Source organism: Bacillus sp. RB3 (assembly GCF_030164735.1).
Taxonomy (GTDB): Bacteria; Bacillota; Bacilli; order Bacillales; family Bacillaceae_G; genus Bacillus_A; species Bacillus_A cereus.
On the sequence record NZ_JASNGE010000121.1, the window covers coordinates 1 to 315 of the forward strand.

Here is a 315-nt window from a genome sequence, read left to right on the forward strand (position 1 = left end):
ATAAAACGGACGTTTTTTTCGAATGATAGATTGAATACCCAGCTCTCTCATAAGACGACGAACACGTTTATAATTCATTACCATTCCTTCTCGAGCCAAAGCACGAGTCATACGTTTATACCCATAGTAAGGGTGCTGACGATGAATAGATAAAATATGTTCTTTATGCCACATAGCCCTTTTCTGACGTAAACGCTGCACGTTATGATATTTCCGCCATTTATAGTAGCCAGCCTTAGAAACCTCCGCGATTTGAAGCAACCATCGGAGTGGATAGGCTTGGCGTAATGAATCGATAAGAGAAAATCGTTCTTT

Annotated in this window: 1 protein-coding gene; it reads right to left on the reverse strand. The window is 40.3% G+C overall.

What is annotated here, in order from left to right:
* Positions 1-315, reverse strand: a 315-nt coding sequence (locus tag QO049_RS30615) for an IS3 family transposase (protein WP_284489833.1), incomplete at both ends; no start/stop codon positions are given.